The following is a 17,148-nucleotide window of genomic DNA, read 5'->3' as shown; positions in this document are numbered from 1 at the left end:
TAAGAAGCGGAGCCGGCATCAGTCTGCGGCTTCCGGGTCCCATTCTTCATAAAAGCTATGCAAGAACTGCTCCATCAGCCGGTGCCTATCCTCCGCGATTTGCCGTGCCGCATCGGTATTCATCAAAGCTTTCAGACGGAACAGCTTTTCATAAAAATGATTGACCGCCGTGCTTTTCCCGCTGCGGTACTCTTCCTTCGTCATCCGTTCGCGCGGAGGCAATTCGGGATCGTACAGAAGCTGCCCCTTCCAGCCGGAATAGGCAAACGTTCTGGCGATTCCGATCGCTCCCAAAGCGTCCAGCCTGTCGGCGTCCTGCACGACTCTTCCTTCCGGCGTCCGCATAGCTTTGCCTGCACCGTCGCCGTAAGACATCGTAGAGATGATCTCGACGATATGCGCAGCATGCAGCTCGTCCACCTCATGATCCGACAGCCATCCGCGTACCTTCGCGATCCCCGCCTCCTTCGACGGGTTCAGCTTCTCGTCCGCTATATCGTGCAGCAAGGCGGCCATCGTACAAGTAAACCTGTCGGCGCCTTCCTTGGCGGCCAGCTTTTGAGCCAGCTTCGTTACGCGGTACACATGCCACCAGTCGTGTCCGCTGGAATCGGCGCCCAGGACGCTTTTGGCAAATTGCTCGGCTTGTTGAACGATAAACTCACGATTCATGCTTTCACCCCTCCACTCTTCAAATAAGCCGATATCGGTTTATCATCCCATATTTGCACCTCGATGTACCTTTCCGGACCGTACTGCCCGTTTTGATTCCACTCTTGGGGCAGTCCAAACTTGTCAATCATTCCGTAAATTTCCTGTTTGGTATACACTTGCTTCCGGTAAGGCTTGCCGTCCTCATATCGCATCGTCGGAAAGAGATCGCCATACGTAAAACTGACTGCGCTCGGAGCAAAGGCATCAAGCGGGATTTCGAGTTGTCGTGCATCCGTATACCATTCCATGAGCCAAGTCGTCACTCTTATTAGCAATCGGCTTTCTTATAAAATCTTTTCCGGCGTCTTCCCCGTCCGCCAAAACCAGACCGCTCCGTCTTCCGTCTTTGCAAGCGTGGCGTCCTTTCCTGCGGCGACCGAAACGACCCGTTCCAGCTCCTGCACCTTTCTAGGTTTCGTGCCTTCGTTGGCGCCCCAGATCCACAGCGTGCCGTCCTCCTTCACGGCGACGGAGTGGGAGGAGCCAGTAGCGATCATGGACGCGCCGGAAAAAATGGTGCCCCAAGTCGTCGCTTTATCGCCAAGCCCATGCGTGCCGAGAGGCCCGTAAATGTTCCCGCCCGTCCCCTGCACGTCTCCGCCGCTCAAGAGCATGATGGCGTGACCGGTATGCCCCCGTACCTGCACGGCATTGGAGGCCACTTTAGCGAAATCATCCGTGCTTTCCAGCTTGCCGTCGCCATATTGCCCGCGATGCGCAAGCCCTTTGACGTACAAGTCGCCCTGTACGGTAATGTAATAATCCGCCCCGTCGCCGATGCTGGAGTAAACGACGTTCTTGGCAACCTCCGTCCCAGGCTTGCCCGGCGCATCGAACCTCCACAGGCTTCCGTCTTTTTTGACGGCAAAAACGCCCGTTTTGCCTGCGGAGAAGTTGACGACGTCGTCGGAAAGCGTTGCAGCCTTCCCGGGCTCATCTCCCTCCCACCCGATTAGACGGCCGTCCTTCAGCAGCGCGTAGTTGGTCGTTTCGCCGACGCCCGCTTGCAGCGCGTCCTCAAGCAGACGCTGCGGCTTGCCGTTGCCCGACCAGCCGTACAGGACGCCATCCTTGACGGCTAGATGGCGGTCGTAGTAGGAAGCGAGCTCGCCGGCGGCGCCGAGCGGTTTGAGCGCAAGAGAACCGGATACCGCAGAGACCGAAGGAGTGCCGGAAGGCGCATTCTGCGGCGACGGCGATAGCGACGGTGCAGGCTGGTTCGTTCCGGCTCCTGCGGCCGCAGCCGTTTCAAGGACCGCTTCCTTTTGCTTCGTTTGTGCGGAGCACCCCGACAGAAACAGCACGGCCGCGAGAGGAAGCAAGTACGTTCGATTCATGCGGCTACCCCCTCCATTTCATGATTGGTGAAGATAATAGTTCGTCATACTTGCTCCGTATCCTTCAAGGCTGCCGGCGAAAGGAAAGAAGGAATCCCAGTCGACCTATGACGAGCGCAATCACGGCCCCGAATCCGAGCAATCCGTCACGGACATCTGCTTCCCCGTACAAAAGAAGAAATGACCAAAGCCATCCCAGCGAAAGGATGGCTTTGGTCTGCACCGGTACATTTCGTTAAAAGTAACCTTCCATAATGGAAATGCCGTTCTCGATTCTTATTGCTCGGAATGACTTATGGCACGATAATGACCGCATATACTTTGCCGGGGCCGTGAATGCCGATCGTCAGATCGTTCTCGATATCCGCGCTGCGGCTCGGGCCGGTGATCAGGTTGATCGAGGAAGGCAGATCGCCGGCCTCCGGATACTCCTCCTTGATACCGGCGAACGCTTCGCCCATCCGCGTGACCAGCTGATCCGCGCGGAATATACCCAGCAGTGCGGCGGGCAACAGGCTTACCGAGCGGCCTTTGCCGCCCCGCGCGAGCAGCACGAGGGTGCTCGTGTTGGCGATCGCGTAGTCCGGCCAGACGATGCCGAGCTGGCATCTCTCGGCGGCGCGGAGCAGCGCGCTGCGCTTGCTCCAGCGCGAGCCGGGCTCTCCGGCGGGAGCGTCCGTTTCCATGGCGTCGTCGCGCCATGGAACGACGTCCGTGCCGCCCTCGCGCAGCCGCTTCTCCAGCCCGAGCGCGGATAGCCGCTCGTGCTCCCAGATCGCGACCCGGCTCGCCTCCAGCTCCGCGGTCACCTCGCGCGCATAAGCCGCGATCGCTTGCTCGGCTTCCGCTTCCTTGACGATCAGCACCTTGCCGGTCAATCCCGTCCAGGTGCGGCAGAAGAGCTCGATCTTCTCCTCCGTGCTCAGCTGCACGGCTTTGTAGAAATCCGGCGCTCCGCGGAACGGATGCTCCGGCGCTTTCGTCAGCGGCGCGGGTCGGCCGAGCCGCTTCGCAATATTTTGCATGAACGCCTCGCGTCCTTGAATCGTTCCCTGCTTTTGCTCCGTCGTCATAGCCCGCCGCCTCCTTTATCGTTTGACTTCACGCTTGCATCCGTATCGTTCCCGGGCTTCACGTTAGCCTCGGCAGCCCCGCGAATGTTTACCTTCGGCTCGGCCGCCTGCTTGCCTTGCCCATCCGCCTGCGGCTGACGCTTCAGATCTTCCTGCAGAGCGGACCACTTGTCTCGGAACGACTGCTTCGGCTTCATCGGGAAAAACCGCGAATCGGTCCAGCCTGCCATCGGTCCCGGCCCTTTTTGAATTTGGCCGTTCCGTACGAAAGGCTTTTGCAAATAGTAAGCCGACTTCGTCGCCATTTTGTACACCGTTACGTTGCCGAACATTGTCTGGAACGAGCGGAAAGCAAGACGCTCGAGCAGCGGAGTCAGCTTCATTTTCACCTTGCGGTGGCGCAAATGAACGAGCATGTCGTGCAGCGGGATTTTGACCGGACATGCTTCATAGCAGGCTCCGCACAAGCTGGACGCGTTAGCGAGCGCGCCGGCTTCCTTCATATCCTGCATCAAAAGCGGCGTCAGCACCGCGCCGATCGGTCCGCTGTACACGGCACCGTAGGTGTGCCCGCCTACATGGCGGTATACCGGACAAACGTTCAAGCAAGCCGCGCAGCGGATACAGTTCAGCACCTCTTGAAAAATCGGGTCGCCAAGCTGGGCCGACCGGCCGTTATCGAGCACGATGACGTGCAGCTCTTCCGGTCCGTCCAGATCCTCCGGCCGTTTCGGTCCGGTAATCATCGACGTGTAGGTAGTCAGCTTTTGGCCGGTTGCGCTGCGCGCCAGCATGTTGAGCACGACCTCTAGATCCTCGAACGTCGGAATAAGCCGCTCCATCCCCATGACGACGACATGCACCTTCGGCAGCGTCGATACCATCCGGCCGTTGCCTTCATTCGAAACCAGTGTAATCGATCCCGATTCGGCGACGCCGAAGTTGCAGCCCGTCAGGCCGATGTCCGCCTCAAGGAAATAATTGCGAAGCTTCTGCTTGGCAAAATTCGCGAGCGGCTTCGTCTCCGGCGGCAGTTGCGTGCCCGATTCCTCGGAGAAAATATCCGCGATCTGCTGCTTGTTCTTGTGAATCGCCGGAATGATCAGATGCGAAGGCGTCTCCTTAGCCAGCTGCAAAATATATTCGCCCAAATCGGTCTCGATCGCCTCGATTCCGATCTGCTCCAGATGATGGTTCAGATGCATTTCCTCGGACACCATCGATTTGCCCTTGGCCACGAGCTTGGCGTCATGCTTGCGCGCGATGTCGATAAACTGTTTGACGGCATCCGAAGCGGTATTGCAAAAGTAGACGTTCCCGCCGTTTTTGGCGACGTTGTCCGTAAACTGCGTCAAATAATAGTCGAGATGGCTAATCGTATGGGCGCGGATCGCTTTCGCCCGCTCGCGCCATTCCTCCCAGTTGCCGAAGTCGTCCGCGGCGGCGAGCTTGCCCGTACGAAGCTTATCGGTCGTAAAGGCCACCGCCTTCCGCAGGAAGTCGTCGGCAAGCGCCTTTTCCGTCCGTTTCTTGAGACCGGTGCCGATCAGATCGAGCTCCGGATCATGCCCTGCATGCGTCTGCGTATTACTTGCGCTCACCGTTTTTCACTCCTTCCTCCAGCAGCTGCGAAATGTGCATCACGCGAATCGGTTTGCCTTCCTTGTTGAGCCTTCCGCCAATGTTCATCAGGCAGCCCATGTCCGTACCGACCAGCACGTTCGCATTCGTCGCGCACACATTAGCCGCTTTCTCGCAAACCATCGCCTGCGACATGTCGGCCATTTTCACCGCAAACGTGCCGCCGAAGCCGCAGCAGTCTTCCTTCCTCGGCAAGTCGATGAATGCCATCCCTTGCACGTTCTCCAGAAGCGCCTGCGGTTCTTCTTTAATGCCCACGAGCCGCATTGCATGGCAGGAAGGATGGTACGTCACCTTCTCGGGGAAGTAAGCGCCGAGATCCCTGACGCCGAGCACCTTCACGAGAAATTGCGAGAATTCGTACGTCTTGGCGACGAGCTTGTCGGCCTTCTCTTTCCATTCCGGCTCGTCCTGGAACAAGTACGGGTAATAATGATGCACCATGCCCGAGCAAGAGCCGGACGGCGTCACGACATAGTCGCTGTGCTCGAACGCCCGGACGAGATTGCGCGCGACTTCACGCGCTTCGTCCTGATACCCGCTGTTGAAGGCCGGCTGGCCGCAGCACGTTTGCACTTCCGGGAAATCGACCTCGCATCCGTACCGGTGAAGCAGTCTGACGACGCTTTCACCGACTTCCGGGTATAATTGATCGGCAAGACAAGTGATAAATAACGATACGCGCATGGAGATTCCTTCCTTCCGCTTTTTCACGTTTCCTGTGCAGCTGCGGGACGCTCAAAGTCCTGCTGCTCTTATACTTGTCAGGTTATCAGATAAGTTAGCAAAAGAAAAGAGTTATTTTGTCAAAACGCATCGTTCGTCGCTTTTCTGCGGCAAACGTACAGCCGAACGTTCGCTGAAGAAGCTCCAACGGAACGGTCGGCTCTTATGCAGCCGGATCGCTATCACCCGGTCCGGTCCGCATAACGTTCGTCCGTAACCAACTCGGGTAAGAAAAATCCCGCTCCGCCATGGATCGCATGTCCCGCCATAACATAATCCAGCACCGTTCTACGGAGCGTCGTATCGCGCGGCGCTTGCGACAAATCGTCCGGCTTCGCGCCGAAAACCCGATCAAACGTCTGAACGTCGTCCGACAGTACCGGTGTAAGAAAGTAATCCTTCATAAAGGTTACGATATTCGACGATGGCGGAAGAATACGCCCGAGCTGCGGGCTTAGCAGCCAGGACGAGCACATAATGGCCTTGATCGGAGCACCCGGTATAAACTCGGCCGCGAACGAGACCGCTTGACGGTACGACTCCCTGCATAGGTCGTGCGACATTTTGCCGGCCGCCGGAATATGAACGTCCAGTACCGGATCGCCCTCCTGCAGAACAAGCTCCCATTCGCGCCCGTCAAGGACGACCGACTCGCGTACCGCGCAGCCTTCCGGCGATATCCGATTTCCGTAGATGAGGTGTCCGTCGTTCCGATAATGAGATACCCAAGCTCCCTCTTTCTCGTAGATCCCGTTCGTCCCATTCACCTGACCGTCCGAACGGAATGTCACGCCGGCATCCGTAAGCGCCAGTATACGGCCGTTTGTGCGATTGCGGAACGCCTTTGCCTTGACGTTGTACGTTTTGGGCATAAATTGCAGACGTCCGAGCTTATAGATGCTCCCGCTGAAATGATGAACCAGCCAGCCGAGCTCGCTTAATCCCCACGCGCCATGCAGCTGTTTATGGTGATGCATCCAAATGCCCAAGTCGCTCATCGTATCCTTCAAAATGTACTGGGGAATTCCTCTCGATATGTAATGCTCCTTGATCGCGGGCAATCCGGAAGCATAGACCACGGCGGCAAACATCCCGGCCTCCGGCCCCATTTCCCGCAACCGCGCAATGGCTTCCCTCTTGTTTCCCCCGGAGCCGTGAAGCTGATTGCTCAGCTCCAGCGCGAGACTTTGCAGTCCCGGATCTTCGGCAATCCGCTCCAGTTCCGCGTAGAACGCTTCGACAACCGGGCGCGGCAGCTGAAAAACAGTATTCGCTTCATCGATGAAAGAACGATTCCAAACGTCCATCCGACCTTCTCCTTTAGACCGCATGCAAGCAGCCGCTAAGCTTCGAGCAGCGATGTCTTATTTCACGTAAGGAATCAGCACCCTTTCGACGTGGAAGAGATGCTGCCGCATCGCATCCTGCGCGGCAAGCGGGTCGCGCGCCCGTATGGCCGCAGAAATATCCTGATGCTCCCGCCACAGCTGGGCGGAAACGGAGTGGTTGGAATACATTTGCAGCCTTCTCGTGCCGCGGATCGCCGTCTCCATTTGACCCGATATCGTTTCGAGCAGCCTGACCATAATCGAGTTGTGCGTAGCCTTGGCCAGCGTCAGATGAAACAGCATATCGGCCTTCTCGCCTTCCGCTTCGTTGCCGAGATTCTCCTGCATCGTCGCCAAAATGCGCTCGAACGTCTCGAGATCCTCGTCGGTCCGTTTCTCCGCAGCGATGGCCGCGTTGGACACCTCGAGCGAATTGCGCGCCTCCAGCAGCTCAAGCACCGTTTCCCGGCTTAGCTGCAGCGACTCGAAATCGGGCATGCTCACCGTTTCGGGCACATTGCTGCGCACGTAGCTGCCTTCTCCCTGATGGCTCTCGACAAGCCCCATTGCCTTCAGCGCGCTCAGCGCCTCGCGAACGGTCGAACGGCCGACCTGGAACCGTTCCGAGAACTCCCGCGTAGACGGCAGCTTCTCGCCGGGCTTCAGCTTGCCCTCGACGATTTGCCGTTTGATTTGCTCGGCTACCTTCTCGTAAATTTTATGTGTCGCGATTTTCGTTATTTCCAAGGAAGCTCCCCCTAAACTTATCCGTCCGTGCCGGGCTATGCCCGGTATTTATTTTCCATCCGCGCGGCAAACCAATTGGCTAGCAGCATGACGACGGCTATATCGTCGATAGGCAATAGCGGCAGTACGTCAGGCAGCACGACATATAACAGTGCGGGCACCGCGAACAACAGCTTTTCCCATACCGGCACCTGCGCAGATCCGAGCAAACGCCACACCCGCTTGAATACATGCAGCCAGTGGCGAAGCGACAGCAGCTTGCGCAACCCGACCCCTCCTCCCATAAACGCTTGATAGTCATTGAATCAGATGTTGCGTCCGGTTCTCCTATCCACATTGTAGCCTGCCGGCTTACCTTTATTCAATGGGGAGCTGCGAATGCTTCCGGTTGCGCCGGCGCTTCGTCCGGCTTCCGGGCTATGCCTCGGCCTTTGCGCGTTCATGGCGAGTGTGCTATGATAGTGGAATACTTTGGCTTGCGACGGTGAACAATATGCATGGGCTTGCGCCGAAACTCAAACAACACGTCCCTATAAATCAATCCAACCCTTAACCGGCAACGGTTAAGGGTTTTTGTTTCCCAAGGGCAATTATCGTGGCGGGAGGAATAAATGATGTACGCAGAAAAAAATAAGACGATGTTCGCGGCTGGCGTCAGCTTGTTCAGCAACATCGCATTGACTCTTCTTAAACTCGTCGTCGGCGTTCTGTTCAAAAGCGGCGTTCTGATCGCCGACGGCATTCATAACGCGGGCGATGTCATCGCCTCGGCGACGGCATTCGGTTCGATGCGTATCTCGAACCAGCCGGCGGATGACGATCACCCGTACGGTCACGGCAAAGCCGAGGTCGTCGGCGCCGGCATCGTAGCCGTCATCCTGCTGCTCGCCGCCGTATGGATCGGCTACAGCTCCGTCCAAGTGCTGTTCGGTCCGCCTCCCGAAGCCCATGTCATTGCGCTCATCGCCGCGTTCCTGTCGCTGGCATGGAAGCAGTGGCTGTACGTGTACACGATTCGCATCGGCAAACTAGCGAATTCCAAGGCGCTCATCGCGACCGCATACGACCACCTGGCCGACGTTTACGCTTCCGCCGCCGCCGTCGTCGGCATCACGCTCGCGCTCGTAGGCGATTGGAGCGGTATCACGCTTCTGAAATACGGGGACCCGGCCGCGGGAATCATCGTAGCTCTGCTTGTGCTTAAGCTCGCCTACGAGATGGGCAAGGAATCGGTCGACATTCTCATGGACCGTACCGTGGATCCGGATAAAATCAAGCAATTCGCGACGCTCGTCAAATCGGTCCGGGAAGTCAAAAGGATCGACAGACTGCGGGCGCGCGAGCACGGCCAATATATTTTGGTCGACGTACGGGCGAGCATCCCCGGCCATTTATCAATCCAGGAAGGGCACGACATCAGCCGCGAAATCAAAAAAGCGATCAAAGACGCCCACGCCGACGTCAATGAAGTACTTGTGCATTTGAACCCCTGGTATGCGGAAGACGAAGTTTTGTCCATAACGGCCAAAAAACGAAAATAGTCCGGGCGCACGCTATGCCATCATCGCTGCCGCCCGGCTCGATGGTGCGACAAAGGGAGTCGAAGATTGAGGCCATCGCCTATGCCAATCCTTCGGCTCCCTTTTTTCCATCCGGTTCGGCGGCTATCGATCTGTGTTACGGCCCGACCTCGCCTTGATCGAGCGCGCGTATTCCGTCGGCGTCATCGTCGTCACCCTTTTGAACTGCCTGGAAAAGTAATGCATGCTGCTGTACCCGAGCTGCTCGGCGATCTCCGTAAAATTATAATCCTTCTCGCGGATCAGCAGCTTGGCGTGCTCGATTTTGAGCTTGTTGAAATATTCCATGATGCCTACGCCGACCTTCGCTTTAAAAATCGTTTTCAAGCTGGTCTTTCCCATCGCGAGCTCTCCGCAGAAATCGTCCACCGTCAGATCCCTCGACAAATTTTGTTTCATCATGGCGATCATTTGCTGGACCACCTCCCCGTCCTTGTTCTCGGCCGCGATAGAGGTCGGCATTTCCTTGCGCCCGGAAGCTCCTTTGCGAATGAGCCGGATCAGCAAGATTTCCAAATAGTTTTTGATCAGCTGCTCGCAGCCGTACGGCGCTTGCGGGTTTCGCTTGGGACGGGACATCTTGGGGGAATCGATGGGCGGATCGAACGCCTCCAGCCCCTCTCTTACCAGGTGCGACAAAATCGCGCGTTCGCTCTCCTCGAGCCGGAAGCTCATCCCTTCGAAAAACTTCATGCTAGGCGCCTCGCAATCGAACGATACGATGATCAGGTTCAGCGCCGTGCCGTTAATCGCGTGTCCCATATGAAATTCGTTCGGCTTATAGAAGACGATGTCCCCTTGCTCCAAGGAGAGCCGGTTCGAGTCGGTATAAATCTCGACCTCTCCCTTATCCACATAAACAAACTCCCAAAAATCGTGTTTCTCCCCTTGCGAATAGAAATGCTTGCTTGTCTCCATATAGTAAAACGTAACGATTTTCCCGATCGACATCTCCTGCTGCAGCTCATACTTCACAAATTCCATATGCTCCGATCCTCCGACCGAAAATGCAAAACGTTTGACCGTATTGATAAAGCAATACGCTTCTTATAAGCCTATTATATTGCTTAGTCTTAGTCATTCAAATCATTTTAGGAGGAAAAATGAAATGAGCAAAATCAGACTTGGCATTATCGGCTGCGGCGGGATGGCCGGCTCGCACGTTCACGGCTTGCTCGCGCTGGCCGATCAAATGACGGTGACCGCAACCTGCGACATCGACCTGGAAAGAGCGCAAAGCGCCGCCGGCTTAGTGGGGGCCGAGCTCGCCGTCGCCGATTACCGCAGCCTGCTTGACCATGTGGACGCCGTCCTGATCGCGCTGCCCCACGATCTGCATTACGAAGTCGGCCTGACTTGCTTGAAGGCGGGCAAGCACGTGCTGATGGAGAAGCCGATGTGCAATACGGAAGAAGAATGCCTGGATCTGATCGCGACGGCGGAACGCGAAGGCCGGGTTCTGATGACCGCCTATCCCGTCCGCTTCTGGCCGGTTATCGTCAAGATGAAGGAGCTGATCGATTCCAAAGCGTACGGCGAAGCGTTCCAGATGTCGATCTGGACCGAACAATTCACGAAATTCTCCCCCGGCCATTGGACCGAATCGGCCAAACAGCTAGGCGGCGGTCAATTTTTCAGCCATGGTTGCCATTACGTCGATCTGCTGCTGCTATTCCTCGGCAAGCCCGTCAAAGGCGTCCATATGGGAACGAATCTGGGCACGCCGTGGATGGAAATGGAGGGAACGAGCAACGTGACGCTGGAATTCGAGGGCGGCAAACTCGGCTATCATTTCGGCACATGGGGAGCCCGCGGCACAAGGCTGGGCTACAGCTTCCATGTCCATTGCACCGAAGGCATGCTGGAATACAGGCACGACGAAGGAAGACTATACCTGCATTCCCATATGAAAGCGGAAAAAGCGAACTTGGATACGTCCTCCAATACGCAAATCCTGTACGAGGAAACGAACGAAGGCAAGCAAACGCAATTCGAAACCATGCACTTCCTCGACTGCATTCGAACCGGAGCAAAGCCATTGACCGACGGACCTACCAGCATTCAAGGTCTTCGAGTCATCTGGCGGTTATATGAGGCGGAACGGAACAACACGATTGCCGACTTGACCGGACTCGGTCTTTCGGACGATTGGCAATCGCCGCTCGCTCGCGTAAGCGCGATGTAAGAAGAAGCCTGGAAGGGGCGTCATCCGTTGATGGCGCCTTTTTTGGCTTCCACCGTGTTTTCATCCGCAAATTCATCCTGGAATCATTTACAAATCCGTTCGAGTCTGCTATTATTATGTTATAACGTAATTACGTAATTTAATAATACTTTGAGGAGTGGTGTCATCGTGACGGATCGGGACTTATATGCGGAGATGGATGCTTTGCACGCCAAAATGGAGCTGTTGAGCGGAATCGTCCAAAAGCTTGACCGCCGGCTAGCCGGGCAAACGCTGCCGGCGGGAAGCCGCGCCGACGAATGGCATGGGGCAGGCGGATTAGCCGGCATCCCGCTTGAGGACGGACACGAGCAGGATGCGTCGTCGGAGGGCGGCCTTTATTATGCCGGACGCTACAGGAGCAAGCAGCGCGATTATCGCTGGACCCCTCAGGAACGGCAAGTGCGCGGGCTGCTGGAGCTCGACGGCGAGAAGGCGGCGAAAATTATCGGAGCGCTCGGCCATAAGCAGCGTCTTGACCTGTTGAGAGCGGTTATGCAGGAGCCCCTGACCGGCGCAGAGCTCGTCGAGCGGCTTAACATGGGAACGACCGGACAGCTCTATCACCATATCAAGGCGCTCCAAGGAGCGGGCTTGCTCGTGCAGGAAGAACGCGGGGGCCGTTATTTGCTTCCCGACGAGCGTGCGCTGCCGCTGCTGCTGCTGCTCGCCGCCGCCGCCGACCTGCTCGACACGAGCCATTATTTGGACATGGCGGAAGCAAGAAGCCAGGCCGGCGCTTATCTCGGGACGGCTTCGAGCGGCAACGATCCTCACCTGCTGCTGTGGGCGCTGCTCGAGAACGCGATTCTGGAGCATCGCGCAGGCTATTGCCGGGAAGCTGCGATCTTTTTGCACGGCGACGGGAGCGTAACGATCGCCGACGACGGACGCGGTATTCCCGTCAAAGCGCTCGCGCATACCGAAGTCCCAAGGGTGCAAACCGTTCTGACGGACATTTGGCGTCCCGAGCTTAGCGCCCCTTATTTTGCGCCTGGCGGGGAAAAAGGGATTAGCGCAGCCGTGGTCAATGCGCTGTCGGAGAGGCTCTCCGTGGAAATACGCAGAGAAGGATCCGTGTTCCGCCAAGATTACAGGCAAGGCATTCCGCAATCCGGCTTGCTGAAGGTCGGCGTCACGAAGGAAACGGGAACGAGCGTGACGGTTCAACCGGACCGCGAGCTTTTTCCGAGACGCTTCGAGCGCGCGGTCATTGAACAACGCATCGGTGAAATCATGGCTGCTTATTCGGACCTGCAGATCGTGCTTCATGACGATATCGTATAATTCGATTCTCTCGCAGCGAAAGGCTCCCGATCCCGGGAGCCTTTTGCGCTTTGTGCGTTTCGCTCGGGTGATTTCCCTCTCCCGTTTCAGGTATAATGGTAGCAAGCTGTTAGAGGAGCACCGCCGTCGATTGGATCGGACGATTCATGCAGGGCGGAATGCTCGTATGGATCAATCGCGCCTCGGGCAGCGTGCTTGTGCTGTCGGAGCGATTTTCTGCAAGCCATATGAAACGAGGTGAACGGCCGATGATCAGCACGATTATTTTCGATTGCTACGGGACGTTGGTAGATACGGGTAAAGGCTCGCTTCGGGCCGTAGAGCAAATTCTCGGCAGCCTGGGCTGCGGGGTGGATCCGAAGCCATTCTACGATACATGGAAACGAAACCATCACGAGCTGTGCCGCAGCGGCGCTTTCCACGCGGAGTCCGACATTTTCCGGCTGGGACTGGCCAAAACGTACGAGGTCTTCGGGATTGAAGGCGACCCGGAGCAAGAGGTTCGCTTTATGCTGAATACGCTTGGCAAACGCACTGTTTTTCCGGAGGTGCCGGAGGTGTTGGCTAAATTGTCCTCTCGCTTTTCCCTCGCCGTCGGGTCGAACAGCGATCATGAGCCTCTGCTGGCGGATTTGAAGCGGAATCGCCTCGAGATCGGCCCCGTTTTCTCATCGGAATCGATGGGTGTGTACAAGCCGAATGCCGTCTTTTTCACCACGATCCTGAAAGCGCTTGACCTGAAGCCGTCGGAGGTCGTGTATGTCGGAGACGCTCAAGTCGAGGACGTGAAAGGTCCTTCCGCGCTTGGCATCGCCAGCGTCTGGATCAACCGCAAGAACGAAAAGAGACTCCCGGAAATACCGGAGCCTCTTAAGGAATGCGCTGATTTTAACGGGTTGCTGGAGACAGGCTTTTGGACGAGATCAACACCGGGAGAGCGTTAGGAACTAAACTTCCGCAGCTTAAAATCGGCAGGTTTGCCGGTTGTAAAGCAACCGCCCGGTCAAACGTTCGGGTTTTCGCCGAATGCGCCGAAACCGGGCTCCTCCTTCATGGAAGCAACTCTTGGAAAAACAGCCGCTTCTCCGCTGATGACGTCGGTCGGCAGTCAGTCGTTCGCTGCGGAAAGACCGGTTGTTCCGCCATGAAGCACAGGTTTGACAGCCTCGACGGACATTGCCTTTAAACCGAACCCGACATAGCTAAGTCCCCAAAGTGCGGCCGACCAATCTTCTATTCCCGGAATGAACAGAGTGATAGGCGATGCCAGGAGCATGATGGATGCCCATATCGGCAGCTTCTTGGCCCTCATGCTTACGATACCGAATGCCAGAAACCCGATGAACAAAAAAATCATATTAAGCATGATCATCGTATCGAACGGCGCGGGCGGCATCGAGTCGGAGCTTCTGCCTGTGACGGCGTCGTACATGCTCATGCTGACCAGCACCGTCGTAAACAAATTACCGATCGTCAAGATCGTGAAGGCTATCAAACCGATACGGCCGACAGAAGCTGCCTGGAACAAATAGACGCCAACCGTTCCGATCGTCAGCAGCATGCTGCCTGCTATGCCGGCGTACAGTTCCGGAATGCTGTCCGTCCCCAAAATGAGCGCCAGCGGCGTCATGACGCCCCGGGCAACGCCTCCCAAAACGGCGATAAACGCCAAAAACCGAATCGCTTTCTCTACTGTCATTTTTTCATTCACTCCTCGGCGTTACTTTCTAAAGTGATTATAGATGCCGTTTCGCATATTGGGGAGGATGATTTTCTCTCACCCCAGCACCAAAACAAAAAAGTCCGGCGCTACTGCTCACCGGACCATTTTGTGTATTTTCGGCAGCAAACGATGCGCTCTTCCCGCATTGTCGCCAGCCGCCTACTTCTTCTCTCCGCTCAACCCGCCAACCGTCTTATCGTACGCCTCGAATATTTTCGCCGCAATCGGCGCGGCCCCATACCGGCCATAGCCGCCTTCCGGCACGACGACCGCTACGGCCAGCTTCGGCTTCTCCGCCGGCGCGAAGGCGATCAGCACGGCGTTGTCGACTCTATTCTTTCCGTTGCTGACATCCTGCGTGGACGTTCCCGTCTTGCGGGCGACGTTGTACGGCAGCGTATCGATGCCCTCGGCGCCGCTCTTCATGCCAGCGATCACCGTATCCCAGTACTCGTTCGCGAACTTGACCTCGTCGAGCATAACGGGCTCCAGCTTCTGTAAGACGTCCCCGTTTACATTAACGATCTTGTCGACGAACTGCGGCTTCATCCTTTTGCCGCGGCTGGCTAACGTCGCTGCGAATTGAGCGAGCTGCAGCGTCGTATAGCGCTCGTTTTGTCCCCAGGACGCGTAAACCATGGCCGACATGATACTGTTCTTTTTCGCGTTGGCGAAAAAATCATTCGCGCCGTCATATTCCCCCGGCATGCCGCTTCCGGTCGAGACGCCGAGCCCGAACTTCGCCAAGTAATCGGCCCATACCTGCATCGCCGTTCCTTTTTCCCTGCCGTATTTGTTCCAGAGCGGCACGCCGATCATAGCGGACATGTACGTGTTCGACGATTTTTGAATGGCGGATGTCGCAGTCAGCGTGCCGTTGGCATATCCGTCCGAGTTGCTGATCGAGCTGCCGTCTGCGCCGAACGTAAAGGAACCTGTGTCCTGATACGGCGTTCTGATTCCGAACAAGCCTTCGTTCAGTCCGACCAGGACGGATAACGGCTTGATCGTCGAGCCGAGAAAAACGAGCGAATTCGTATGATCGTTCATTTCTTTCTCCGGATAGTCCGGGTAAGAGGTGCGTATCGTCCCGTTATTGACGAACTGTCTGATTTTGTTGTAGGCCTCGGTCGGAATGACGCTGCCCGTCCAAATATTCGTATCGTAATCGGGCATGCTTGCCATGGCGACGATGCGTCCGGTATCGACTTCCATCGCTACGGCATAGCCGGAACGCGCGGCGGTCCCTTTCCCCATCCCGTAGTCCTTTTGCTTAAGCAGCTCGATCTGATCCATTATCGCCTGCTCGGCTGTAAGCTGAATCTCTTTGTTGATCGTAAGGAAGAGACTGTTGCCGCGCGTCGGCGGCGCTATCTCGGGAATGCCGATAATTTTGTTAATCGCGTTGACCGGATACGTCTTCAATCCCTTCTTGCCGCGCAGCTCCTCCTGATACATCAGCTCGATGCCGTCGAAACCGACATCCTCCGTATCCATGTATTCGCCGCTCGGCTGCTCCTGGTAGTAGGCGAGGCCGTTCGATTTGTTGCGGGCGGCGCTGTAGCGCTTCAAATAGCCGACAAGCTGGGCCGCGACGCTTTGGCTATCGTACACCCGGATGCTCTCCTCAACGATCTCGATGCCCTGCAGCTCGTCTCGATGCTCGATAATGAAAGCCGCCTCTTCTTTGGATAAATCCGTCTTGATCCGCCGCGGCACGTTGAAGAAGCCCGGGTTTTTGGCCTTCGTCTTATCCAGGTTAATGCCGACGTCCATCCGCTTCAAAATATCGGCGGCGCCGAGCTTCTCCTGTCCGGCTTTGCCGCGCTCCGCGAAAATCGACTCCAGCCGGTAAGCCAGCGCGATGGTGTCATCGTCGCTCTGCCCCCTCGCCTCCACCCGAAAGTAGAGCGATTGCACAGGCTTCGAAACCGCAATGTCGTTCCCGTTCGAATCGTAAATGTTTCCGCGGATCGGCGCGATCGGCGTTGGCTTGTAATTGACGTAGGTGAGGGAAGCTTTGAGCTGCTCGCCTTCGATAAGCTGCAAATAGGCAAGCCGGACGATCAGTACGCTAAACACCGCGAAAACAAAAAAGAAAAACAGGTTTTGCCGGAATGTCAACCGCTTGCGAATGTCGACAGCCTGCTGCTGCGGATCATGTTCTTTCGTATGGGTTCCAAGCATGTCGTTCCCCTCGCCTCTTCAGAAACCTGTCTTATTCGATAAGTGAGATGAAAGCAAGCTAAAACTGCAGCTCCATCCGGATTGCGGCGATCGTCTGTCCGCGGTGATCTTCCATTCGAGCGATTTCGTAAGGCTTAAAGCCGATCCGCGTATAGAATAAGAGCGCCCTCGCGTTCGTGCTGTGACAGACGAGCCGCAACCGTTTCACGCCAAGCACGCTTTGCGCATGTCCGATCATCGAACGGATCAATAGCTCCGCGCCGCCGTTCCCGCGATGAGCGGGCGATACGATCACGTTGCCGAGCCAGCACAGCTCCCCCGCTTCCAATCCGTATACATTGGCATATCCGGCGACCTCATCGTTCGCTCCCACCAGAACCGTAAGCAAATGCCTTCCCTCCGCCGCTCCCGCAAGCTGATCGGCCGAAAGCGGAAAGGTCCCTTTCGGATACATGTAAAAAAGCTCCTCCGCATTGCGCGGAAATGTGCAAACGGCGGCAAAATCGTCATGAACTGCCGGTCTTGTGCTATACATGGCCCACCTCCTGAACGAAACGGCTTCGATAACAATATTTTACCAG

The 17,148-nt window shown here is 56.5% G+C and carries 17 protein-coding genes; 4 read left to right on the top strand and 13 right to left on the bottom strand.

Annotated elements, in window-relative coordinates:
- Window positions 1-18: 18 nt before the first annotated feature.
- The 9 genes from ACKGJP_RS10590 to ACKGJP_RS10550 all read right to left on the bottom strand — a co-directional run bounded on the left by ACKGJP_RS10590 (window position 19) and on the right by ACKGJP_RS10550 (window position 7,832).
- Window positions 19-672 (bottom strand): HD domain-containing protein, encoded by a 654-nt coding sequence (locus tag ACKGJP_RS10590; protein WP_409345617.1) that lies wholly within the window; start codon window positions 670-672, stop codon window positions 19-21.
- The gene (locus ACKGJP_RS10585) at window positions 669-962 is read right to left on the bottom strand and encodes a hypothetical protein (RefSeq protein WP_409345616.1); all 294 of its coding nucleotides are present in this window, start codon (window positions 960-962) and stop codon (window positions 669-671) included. The genes ACKGJP_RS10590 and ACKGJP_RS10585 overlap by 4 nt, the downstream gene beginning before the upstream one ends.
- 36 nt (window positions 963-998) lie before the next feature.
- Window positions 999-2,051 (bottom strand): RCC1 domain-containing protein, encoded by a 1,053-nt coding sequence (locus ACKGJP_RS10580; protein WP_409345615.1) that lies wholly within the window; start codon window positions 2,049-2,051, stop codon window positions 999-1,001.
- Between the two features lie 293 nt (window positions 2,052-2,344).
- Window positions 2,345-3,124: a lactate utilization protein C gene (locus ACKGJP_RS10575; protein WP_409345614.1), complete on the bottom strand. Its 780-nt coding sequence runs from the start codon at window positions 3,122-3,124 to the stop codon at window positions 2,345-2,347.
- Window positions 3,121-4,674 carry a LutB/LldF family L-lactate oxidation iron-sulfur protein gene (locus tag ACKGJP_RS10570; protein ID WP_409347127.1) on the bottom strand — a complete coding sequence of 518 codons (1,554 nt, stop codon included), beginning with the start codon at window positions 4,672-4,674 and terminating at the stop codon, window positions 3,121-3,123. Before ACKGJP_RS10570 ends, ACKGJP_RS10575 begins: the two co-directional genes overlap by 4 nt.
- 37 nt (window positions 4,675-4,711) lie before the next feature.
- Window positions 4,712-5,452, bottom strand: a complete 741-nt coding sequence (locus ACKGJP_RS10565) for a (Fe-S)-binding protein (RefSeq protein ID WP_409345613.1) — start codon at window positions 5,450-5,452, stop codon at window positions 4,712-4,714.
- Window positions 5,453-5,673: 221 nt separating this feature from the next.
- The gene (locus ACKGJP_RS10560) at window positions 5,674-6,798 is read right to left on the bottom strand and encodes an acyltransferase domain-containing protein (protein WP_409345612.1); all 1,125 of its coding nucleotides are present in this window, start codon (window positions 6,796-6,798) and stop codon (window positions 5,674-5,676) included.
- A 57-nt stretch (window positions 6,799-6,855) separates the two neighbouring features.
- Complete coding sequence (locus ACKGJP_RS10555; RefSeq protein WP_409345611.1) at window positions 6,856-7,566, bottom strand: FadR/GntR family transcriptional regulator; 711 nt, start codon at window positions 7,564-7,566, stop codon at window positions 6,856-6,858.
- Between the two features lie 35 nt (window positions 7,567-7,601).
- Complete coding sequence (locus tag ACKGJP_RS10550; protein WP_409345610.1) at window positions 7,602-7,832, bottom strand: hypothetical protein; 231 nt, start codon at window positions 7,830-7,832, stop codon at window positions 7,602-7,604.
- Window positions 7,833-8,177: 345 nt separating this feature from the next.
- Here ACKGJP_RS10550 and ACKGJP_RS10545 point away from each other — a divergent pair, with 345 nt between their 5' ends.
- Window positions 8,178-9,107 (top strand): cation diffusion facilitator family transporter, encoded by a 930-nt coding sequence (locus ACKGJP_RS10545; RefSeq protein ID WP_409345609.1) that lies wholly within the window; start codon window positions 8,178-8,180, stop codon window positions 9,105-9,107.
- Window positions 9,108-9,230: 123 nt separating this feature from the next.
- Here ACKGJP_RS10545 and ACKGJP_RS10540 read toward each other — a convergent pair whose 3' ends face one another.
- Window positions 9,231-10,130 carry a helix-turn-helix domain-containing protein gene (locus tag ACKGJP_RS10540; RefSeq protein WP_409345608.1) on the bottom strand — a complete coding sequence of 300 codons (900 nt, stop codon included), beginning with the start codon at window positions 10,128-10,130 and terminating at the stop codon, window positions 9,231-9,233.
- A 124-nt stretch (window positions 10,131-10,254) separates the two neighbouring features.
- Here ACKGJP_RS10540 and ACKGJP_RS10535 point away from each other — a divergent pair, with 124 nt between their 5' ends.
- The 3 genes from ACKGJP_RS10535 (at window position 10,255) to ACKGJP_RS10525 (ending at window position 13,601) form a co-directional block, all read left to right on the top strand.
- Window positions 10,255-11,331, top strand: coding sequence for a Gfo/Idh/MocA family protein (locus tag ACKGJP_RS10535; RefSeq protein WP_409345607.1), 1,077 nt, complete (start codon window positions 10,255-10,257; stop codon window positions 11,329-11,331).
- Between the two features lie 165 nt (window positions 11,332-11,496).
- Complete coding sequence (locus ACKGJP_RS10530) at window positions 11,497-12,657, top strand: ATP-binding protein (protein ID WP_409347126.1); 1,161 nt, start codon at window positions 11,497-11,499, stop codon at window positions 12,655-12,657.
- A 146-nt stretch (window positions 12,658-12,803) separates the two neighbouring features.
- Window positions 12,804-13,601, top strand: a complete 798-nt coding sequence (locus ACKGJP_RS10525; protein WP_409345606.1) for an HAD family hydrolase — start codon at window positions 12,804-12,806, stop codon at window positions 13,599-13,601.
- Window positions 13,602-13,765: 164 nt separating this feature from the next.
- On the opposite strand, the gene ACKGJP_RS10520 is transcribed toward ACKGJP_RS10525, so the two are convergent.
- The 3 genes from ACKGJP_RS10520 to ACKGJP_RS10510 all read right to left on the bottom strand — a co-directional run bounded on the left by ACKGJP_RS10520 (window position 13,766) and on the right by ACKGJP_RS10510 (window position 17,102).
- Complete coding sequence (locus ACKGJP_RS10520; RefSeq protein ID WP_409345605.1) at window positions 13,766-14,356, bottom strand: hypothetical protein; 591 nt, start codon at window positions 14,354-14,356, stop codon at window positions 13,766-13,768.
- A gap of 183 nt (window positions 14,357-14,539) precedes the next feature.
- A complete protein-coding gene (locus ACKGJP_RS10515) occupies window positions 14,540-16,567 on the bottom strand; it encodes a peptidoglycan D,D-transpeptidase FtsI family protein (RefSeq protein WP_409345604.1) in 2,028 nt (675 codons plus the stop codon).
- Between the two features lie 58 nt (window positions 16,568-16,625).
- Window positions 16,626-17,102: a GNAT family N-acetyltransferase gene (locus ACKGJP_RS10510; protein ID WP_409345603.1), complete on the bottom strand. Its 477-nt coding sequence runs from the start codon at window positions 17,100-17,102 to the stop codon at window positions 16,626-16,628.
- Window positions 17,103-17,148: the final 46 nt, after the last annotated feature.

The organism is Paenibacillus litoralis, assembly GCF_046244365.1.
Taxonomy (GTDB): Bacteria; Bacillota; Bacilli; order Paenibacillales; family NBRC-103111; genus Paenibacillus_V.
The sequence above is the reverse complement of the archived record's forward strand: the minus strand, read 5'-3'. Positions and strand labels throughout refer to the sequence as shown.